This window comes from Vibrio sp. S234-5 (genome assembly GCF_000960595.1).
Lineage (GTDB): Bacteria > Pseudomonadota > Gammaproteobacteria > Enterobacterales > Vibrionaceae > Vibrio.
The window spans coordinates 1-410 of sequence record NZ_JZAM01000383.1 but is presented as its reverse complement, the minus strand read 5'-3'; the positions used below and the strand labels follow the sequence as shown (position 1 = coordinate 410).

General features: G+C 45.9%; 1 protein-coding gene. It reads right to left on the bottom strand.

Features of this window, described 5'->3' with window-relative positions; genetic code table 11:
* Positions 1-410 (bottom strand): GGDEF domain-containing protein (locus tag UF06_RS21630; protein WP_045572318.1); only part of this gene is annotated, 410 nt, incomplete at both ends.

The window sequence follows — 410 nt, the reverse complement described above, 5'->3', positions numbered from 1 at the left end:
GCCCAAGGCGATCGAGCACATATTCTGGTGCGTCTGATTCCTTAAATGAAGTAGAGACGGCTGTCAGAGTAATGATGATGTTTTGCTCGCGGAACTTAAACGGCAGCTGACAGATATCGCGCTGAATATTCTTCATCAGCTCTAACGTGTATTCTTCACTTTGTTCTGGAATCAGCAGAATAAACTCTTCACCGCCAAAGCGAGCGACGGTTTCGGTATCAGACACGCGCTTATTGATGGCTCGAGCAATGATCTTCAGCGCTTTATCACCAGCGGTATAACCATAACTGTCGTTTACGGCTTTGAAGTTATCCACATCAAACAGTACCACTCGTAGATTTTGTTGAGAGCGAATCCAACGACGCTGTTCGAGCTCAAGACGATCGTTAAATGCTGTTCGGTTGTAAACC